Source organism: Vibrio sp. D173a, from assembly GCF_030248475.1.
In genome coordinates, this window is record NZ_JAHGAH010000304.1 from 1 (window position 1) to 7,022 (window position 7,022).

The 7,022-nt window shown below is 46.8% G+C and carries 7 protein-coding genes and 1 pseudogene; 4 read left to right on the forward strand and 4 right to left on the reverse strand.

Translation table 11 applies throughout. The features are described 5' to 3' along the window. Positions 1-234 precede the first annotated feature (234 nt). Positions 235-678, reverse strand: a complete 444-nt coding sequence (locus tag KIV40_RS24745) for a DoxX family protein (RefSeq protein WP_255902282.1) — start codon at positions 676-678, stop codon at positions 235-237. Between the two features lie 347 nt (positions 679-1,025). Next, a complete protein-coding gene (locus KIV40_RS24750) occupies positions 1,026-1,229 on the reverse strand; it encodes a hypothetical protein (protein WP_285351835.1) in 204 nt (67 codons plus the stop codon). Between the two features lie 204 nt (positions 1,230-1,433). On the opposite strand from KIV40_RS24750, the gene KIV40_RS24755 reads away from it, so the two are divergent. The 3 genes and pseudogenes from KIV40_RS24755 to KIV40_RS24765 all read left to right on the forward strand — a co-directional run bounded on the left by KIV40_RS24755 (position 1,434) and on the right by KIV40_RS24765 (position 4,200). Further along, positions 1,434-2,801: an AlkA N-terminal domain-containing protein gene (locus KIV40_RS24755; protein ID WP_285351837.1), complete on the forward strand. Its 1,368-nt coding sequence runs from the start codon at positions 1,434-1,436 to the stop codon at positions 2,799-2,801. After that, entirely contained in the window at positions 2,798-3,280 is a 483-nt protein-coding gene (locus KIV40_RS24760) for a methylated-DNA--[protein]-cysteine S-methyltransferase (RefSeq protein WP_045371156.1), read from the forward strand. The genes KIV40_RS24755 and KIV40_RS24760 overlap by 4 nt, the downstream gene beginning before the upstream one ends. A gap of 98 nt (positions 3,281-3,378) precedes the next feature. Then, positions 3,379-4,200, forward strand: a pseudogene (locus KIV40_RS24765) (hypothetical protein). An 83-nt stretch (positions 4,201-4,283) separates the two neighbouring features. Here the strand turns inward: KIV40_RS24765 and KIV40_RS24770 are convergent. Further along, positions 4,284-4,892: a YitT family protein gene (locus KIV40_RS24770; RefSeq protein ID WP_122020962.1), complete on the reverse strand. Its 609-nt coding sequence runs from the start codon at positions 4,890-4,892 to the stop codon at positions 4,284-4,286. A 218-nt stretch (positions 4,893-5,110) separates the two neighbouring features. Here KIV40_RS24770 and KIV40_RS24775 point away from each other — a divergent pair, with 218 nt between their 5' ends. After that, the gene (locus KIV40_RS24775) at positions 5,111-5,506 is read left to right on the forward strand and encodes a GFA family protein (RefSeq protein ID WP_285351839.1); all 396 of its coding nucleotides are present in this window, start codon (positions 5,111-5,113) and stop codon (positions 5,504-5,506) included. 26 nt (positions 5,507-5,532) lie between these two features. On the opposite strand, the gene nhaD is transcribed toward KIV40_RS24775, so the two are convergent. Then, the gene (gene nhaD, locus KIV40_RS24780; protein WP_045383113.1) at positions 5,533-6,963 is read right to left on the reverse strand and encodes a sodium:proton antiporter NhaD; all 1,431 of its coding nucleotides are present in this window, start codon (positions 6,961-6,963) and stop codon (positions 5,533-5,535) included. Positions 6,964-7,022: the final 59 nt, after the last annotated feature.

Below are 7,022 nucleotides of genomic sequence, written 5' to 3' on the forward strand. Positions count from 1 at the left end.
TGAGCTAACTCAGCGACAGTTTTATCACCTCTAGCAGCATCAAGCGCCACCTTAGCTTTAAATTCGGGTGAGTGGTTTCTACGTTTTCTAGTCATAATCTGTTCCAGTATTTTTAGGTACTATACAAACAGATCAATCACTTAAAGTCATGTCCGAAAATTGGGGGCCACTTCTAAATCAAACGTCCGATTGAAGCGAGAGTTGTGGCACTTCTAATGTCGTTTCTACTCTCGTTTAGGCCAATTTCTGACGTAGCGTTTCATCTAATGCGGCTTTGCCTGCGCCAGAGAAAACGAGAGAAACGCTTGCTGCCAGTAGTGCTAAACCAAACTCGTAACCGTTGTTCGACATAAACAAACCGTTTTCAAAGTGAACCGAGAAAATGGCGATCACCATGGTGAATGCTAAAGCTACGGCTGCCGGGCGGGTAAGCAGGCCAAGTAAGATGAACAACCCACCAAAGAACTCAGCACTGCCTGCTAAAAATGCCATCAGCATGCCTGGGCCTAAGCCAATTGATGCCATCCATTGACCTGTACCTTCAAGCCCATAACCGCCAAACCAGCCAAAAAGTTTTTGCGCGCCGTGTGCCATAAAGATGAGACCGACTGGAATGCGAAGTGCGAGTGCGCCGTAGCCTGCATTTGAAGTAGTGATTTTTTGTAGTAGTGCTTTCATGACTTTATCCTTTCTCGAATTTTTATGATGAGGAGGACTGCCCCCCTTGTTGTTGAAATCAGTGTAGGTAGGAGGAGAGAAAGAAAAAATTGGGGCAATTTGATGTTCTCGTTCGACAAATTCGATGGAACGTTTTTTCATTTTTAAATACAGAACGTTAGAACGGATAAAATACCTGGTTTTAGTGCTTTACAGGACGCTTTTGATTATGAAAGACGCAAAAATTTGAATGACTTTCTCTACGTGGGTTTGTCTTCTGGTATGGCGCCTGTGCATGGTGAGCAAAAAAAAGAGCACAGGTGACTGCGCTCTTTTACTTTCACGATTAACAAGGGAGAAAGGAGTTTTTATAGATTCATTAAACTCTCAAGCGAGTCTTCCACACTGTTGTAGTGATAAGTGCGAATATTCACACCATCAGTCGCATTGATTTGAATTTCTGAAATCTCGTTATCAGAGTCGCGCTCAATAATCCCTATAGAGTGCTCGACCGATTTGCTGGTGATAATCTTGTGATTTCTAAGTACAATCACGCACGTATGTAAGTCCATGCCAATTCCCTTTAGCCGACGTTGTTGTGTTGTTCTGACTATAACCTTAGTGCACAAATTTGCTATTGCCAAAGTTTCTTAATATTGAGTTCCGAAAATGGCTAATTTACAGTAACTCCCCGTTCTACAATGAAGTTATGCCGGTCGAGTGGTGAATAAGTTAACCACTCGTTGAACACCAAATGCGTAAGCAGGGACAGCACTATGCTCATCCACCCACATACATCGTTGACCTTCGAACAATGCCAAAAAGCACGCATGGCTCGTGATAGCCGTTTTGATGGGCGCTTTTACATTGCGGTGAAAACAACAGGGATCTTCTGTCGCCCAATCTGCCCAGCTAATTTGCCCAAAGAGGAAAACGTCGAGTACTTCACCGACAAGACTCAGGCTTTGAAGGCTGGATATCGCCCTTGTTTGCGTTGTCGTCCAGACAGTGCGCCAGGGTCATGGGCTTGGAAGGGCGTCGAGACCACATTCCAACGTGCGATCAAAATGATCGATCAAGGTGAGTTGCATCATCAGTCTCTTACCGAACTCTCTGAGCGTCTTGGGATCTCGGATCGTTACTTGCGTATGCTGTTCGAGCAATATTTGGGGATGTCACCTAAGCAATATGCGCAGTATCAACAGTTGATGTTTGCCAAGCAGCTTCTGCATTCGAGTTCGATGTCAATCACCGAAGTCGGCTTTGCCGCGGGTTTTAACAGCACTCGACGTTTCAATGATGCGTTTCAAAAGATCCTTCAGCTAACGCCTTCTCAAGTGCGTAGAAAGGAATTTGATGGCGTAGGGACGAATCGAATTGTATTACCTTATCGTGGTGCTCTGAACTGGCAACACATGCTCAATTTTTATCGTCTGCGTGCGATTGAAGGAATAGAGCAAGTCACACAAGAGGCTTATCAGCGCAACGTTTTGTTGGGTGATTGCCATGCACGATTCAAGGTCACTCAAGGAGAAGGTTATCTTGAGATGGAGTTCGATATTGAAGATGTCACTAAGTTGCAGAATCTGGTGTCTGGTGTGCGTCGCATGTTCGACCTTGATGCGGATATTTGCACGGTGGAGCAGCACCTTGAATACATTGCGCCGGGGTTGGTGAAAACCCAGGGGATTCGTATTCCGGGCGTCTGGAGTGCGTGGGAAGCCGGTGTACGTGCTGTGCTAGGGCAGCAAGTGTCGGTCAAAGCGGCTATCGGGCAACTTAACTTATTGGTAGCAACACTCAGCAGCGATCAGCAAGCGCGCCACTTTCCAACTCCAGAAACGATTGCCAATGCCGATGTCAGCTTTTTGCGTATGCCGCAAAGCCATAAAGACACTCTTATGCGATTTGCTCAGTACATGCAGCAGAGCCCAGAAGCCGATCCGCAGCAATGGCTGGAACTGAAAGGTATTGGTCCGTGGACGGTGAGCTATGCGCAATTGCGTGGTCAATCTCAGCCCGATTGCTTTTTAGACAAAGACTTGGTGGTGAAGAAAGCTATGCCAAACTATCCGTCATTGAATGCTCATACTGCGTCGCCTTGGGGCAGTTACGCGACTTTTCACTTATGGAATCAATCATGAAATCACTTTATACGGTAATGCCAAGTCCGTTAGGCGCAGTGACTATTCAAGCGAACGAACAGGGTTTGTTAGGAATTTGGTTTGAAACATGTACCACCAAACCAGACGATTTGGGTGAGCGTGATGATCAACATGCCGTGCTTAGCCAGACTGTGACTCAATTGGAAGAATACTTTGCTGGGCTGCGTAACGAATTCGACTTGCCCCTTGCAGCAACGGGCACTGATTTCCAAACTCAAGTTTGGCATGCACTGACGACCATTCCTTATGGTGAAACATGGAGCTACCAAGATCTGGCGAACGCCATCGGCAATCCGAAAGCGGTGCGCGCGGTGGGGCTGGCAAATGGTAAAAATCCAATCTCTATTGTGGTGCCATGCCATCGTGTGATCGGCAAAAGTGGCAAACTCACTGGCTATGCCGGCGGGGTAGAGCGCAAGCAGCGACTATTGGCGTTGGAGAGAGGTACGCCACTTTAAGTGAGACCATTCTCAGAATCTGGCAAGGTTTACCTTATTTGCTTAAATTTTGTGTAGGGTTGTAAGCAGTCCAGAGCAATGAAAAGGATAATAAGGATATGTCGTTCAAAACGGATTTTGATGCATTTATAAACCAAAGTTGGCAGCAACATGAAGCCGAGCCGCAACCAACATACAACCAACTAGAGCAAGCGCTTAGCGAGGTAGAAGACACCAACCATGCTGAGCGCATCTTACCCTTGATGTTGCACACATCCATCGGTCACCTGCACGATCCAAGTCAGTTTCTCACCAGCTTAGATAAGATTGAAAGTGGCGTAGCAGCTCAATGCCTGACGCGTCAGAGAGCCAAAGCTGTCGCGAAGTATTTCGTTGACCAAAACACGGACCAGATTACTGAGTTAGAAGATGTCGATCAGCGTCGCGTGTTTGCTCAAATCGCTAACGAACTGTCGGCAATGAATGAACTAGAGCAAGCCAGCACATAGTTAGCAAAAGCAGCCAACGGTATAGATTCAGGCGAAGCGACCGAGCCTTTAGCGCGTTCAATTGCCATTACGGGTAATAACCTTGCCTGCCAATATGAAGGGCTTGAAACACGCTCTGGAGCGCAAGTAGAACACATGCTAGAGGCTGCGACACTGGCCCTTGAATATTGGAAGGTTGCTGGTGGCTGGATACAAGAAGAGCGCGCAGAGTATCGCTTAGCCATGAGTCTTCTTAAAGCGGGTAGTCCGCAGCAAGCCAAAGTGCATGCTGAACGCTGTGAGGCAATCTGTCGAAAAAATGGTGAGGATGCTTTCGAGCTTTTCTACGCTCACGATTTGCTGATGCTGGTGCACTATCACTTAAGCCAAGCGAGCAAGCAAAAACTGACGGCAGATGACCAGAAATACTGTGAGAATTCGCCATTGGCGTAATGTTTTCATTAGTGAGCTAGAACAAACAAAAGCCCCCGAGTTAAAGGCTCGGGGATTTGTTTTGTAATCTTGAACCAGTGTTATTACGCAGCTTGTGGCTTGGGTTGATAACGCCCTGGTTTGTGGTTCATGGCTAAGATTAAGTTGGTCACCACAGCGCCAAGTACAGAAAGGCCAATCAAGTAAACATCGACGATAAACAGCGACATCACAACAATAGTGCAGTCGAGCGCCATTTGTACTTTACCTGCACGAATGCCAAAGCGTTCCTGAAGGTAAAGCGCCAAGATGTTAAAGCCACCTAAACTCATTTTGTGGCGGAAAATCACCAGCATCCCCATACCAATCAAACCACCACCGAGCAGTGCGGCATAAACGGGTTCAATACGAGAAATTTCAATCACATGGTGCAGGTGGTCTACCGCAAAAGAAACGATCGAAACCGCAATAAAAGTGTTGATGGTAAAACGCCAACCCATGCGCATCACAGACAAAATGTAGAAAGGCAGGTTCAATGCAAAGAACACCTGACCAAAACTGAAGTCACTGATCTTAGTGAGGAAGATTGCTAAACCCGCTGTTCCGCCAGTGAGCAATCCAACCTTGTTGAAGAAGATAACCCCAAGTGACACTAACGCACTACCGAGCGTCAGAGCCAAGAGGTTCTCTCTAAGGCTATGATCTTTATCCATAAAAGTATTTTCCTTGGTTTTAAAACCGTCTTAACTGCAAGCACGCAATTAAAACGGACGCGGTTAGCAAAACGCCAACCAAATAGTGATAGATCGCTGAATAAAATGTCGTGAAAAGTGATTGATGTCGAGTTTTTGACCTAGATTGCGCGGATGTTAACTGTTTAACAGACTTTACACATTAAGCTAAGCAAACACGAAAGGAGCGAGGAAATGTCATGATTAAACAAGTAGGTAGTACGATAATTCAGCCTCTACACCGGCTTTCTTGCCATTGCGGAAAAGTGCAAATCGAACTGTCACTACCAGATGGAATCGAGGAACCTCGACGCTGTGATTGTTCTATGTGCCGACGTCGTGGGGCGATTGTGGCATCGGTGCCTTTGAATGGGATTCGCATCATCCAAGGTGAGGATGCGCTCAAGCTGTATCAGTTTAATACCAATACGGCTAAGCATTTCTTCTGTGGTGAATGTGGTATCTATACCCACCATCAGCGCCGCTCAAACCCGAGCGAATATGGCTATAACGTTGGCTGCTTAGAAGGCGTAAATCCTTATGAGCTAGGAGAGATAGAGGTGATGGATGGCATGAACCACCCATCAGATAGATAAGTGTATTTATAGTGGATGAAGGCCGTTTAAGTGAATAAACTGCCATTCATCCATAGATGCGCGGCAATACTTGCAATGTAACCTAGCGCAATCACCGGTGCCCATTTAAGGTGCCCAAAGAAGGTATATTGTCCTCTTGCTGCGCCCATGAGAGCAACGCCAGCAGCAGAGCCAATCGATAGTAAACTACCACCGACACCAGCGGTTAGTGTGACCAATAACCAGTTACCCATCGACATACTTGGCTCCATGGTCAATACCGCAAACATCACTGGGATGTTATCGACGATGGCGGACAGTATTCCCACCATGATGTTTGCCCAAATTGGATTCCACTCGGTGTACATCACGTTCGAAACCAGACCAAGGTAGCCCAGCAAGCTCAAGCCGCCAACACACATGACCACGCCGTAGAAGAACAGAAGGGTGTCCCACTCGGCGCGAGACACACGGTGGAAGACATCAAATGGCACGACAGAACCTAAGCGCTTGAGCGCGTAATCGTCCCCATTGGCAATCGCCATCGCCGCTTTTTTGGCAAGGGAGTGTTTGAGCGTTTTACGCAAGAAATAACCGAAAAATTGCAGGTAAGCGAGGCCCATCATCATCCCCACCACTGGCGGGAAGTGTAAAACGGCATGGAAGGAAACTGCAGTCGCAATGGTCAGGATAAACAAACCAACAATGCGTCTTGCGCCGCGTTTGAGCTCGATGTGCTCATGGACTGTATCTGGCTTAGTGTTTGGTACAAATAACGACATGATGAATGCAGGGATGACGTAGTTTATCAGCGAAGGTACAAACAGCGGCATAAACTCAGCAAAGCTGACGTGCCCTGCTTGCCATACCATCAGAGTGGTAATATCGCCGAATGGGCTGAATGCGCCGCCAGCATTCGCAGCAATGACGATGTTGATACAGGCTAGGTTCACAAACCTTGGATTGTCTCCAGAAACTTTCATCACCACTGCGCACATCAATAATGCCGTGGTCAAGTTATCGGCAATGGGAGAAATCACAAACGCTAGGCTACCTGTGAGCCAAAATAGCTTCTTAAAATCAAAACCTTTGCCAACCATCCATGCTTGCAGTGCGTCAAACAGCCTGCGTTCTTCCATCGCATTGATGTAGGTCATCGCCACTAATAGGAACAATAAAAGTTCAGCGTATTCCAAAAGATTGTGTTCCAGTGCGGCTTTAGCCACGTCAGCTTGGTTGTGCTGGGCAAAGGTATAGCCAATCAAAATCCAGATTAACCCTGCTGCGAGCAATACGGGCTTAGACTTTCGCATTTGGAGGTATTCTTCCAGCATCACCAGAATGTAGGCAATGGTGAAGAAAATCAGCGCGGCATAACCGACGGTCGAATTGACGAGATTAAGATCACTGGTCGCAGCTGCAAAGGTGGAGCTAGAAAATATCAAACAGCAAAACGCGACAATTGGATAGATTGGCATAGACATTTCTCCTTGTCTGACTGGAGAAATTTTAGCCACATATTAGGGCGTGTTGATCT